The following is a 277-nucleotide window of genomic DNA, read 5'->3' on the forward strand; positions in this document are numbered from 1 at the left end:
TTTTTGAAGAACGGCACCACCGAGGTTGGGGCATTTCAGGTTGGCGCTGAAAACGCTGTGTTGCAGATCGTTGACAATTATCCCGTCGAGATCAGTTTCAATAGTCAGCAGGACTATGGTTTTGTATTGGACCAGCTTGCGGCCAATGCATCGGTTAATTTGTCGATGATTGATCAAGATGTCAGCTATGGAATCTTCGACTTAAAAGGTTCCAGCGCGGCAATTCGGTCCCTTCGTTCTGAATGTGCTTCGGATGCCAGCCAGGGAGCCTCCTACG

General features: G+C 49.1%; 1 protein-coding gene. It reads left to right on the top strand.

The genetic code is table 11. The features are described 5' to 3' along the window. Positions 1–277, top strand: a 277-nt coding sequence (locus tag NXS07_RS21190; protein ID WP_258087654.1) for a hypothetical protein, incomplete at both ends; no start/stop codon positions are given.

It is taken from the genome of Xenorhabdus bovienii, assembly GCF_024721015.1.
Taxonomy (GTDB): Bacteria; Pseudomonadota; Gammaproteobacteria; order Enterobacterales; family Enterobacteriaceae; genus Xenorhabdus; species Xenorhabdus bovienii.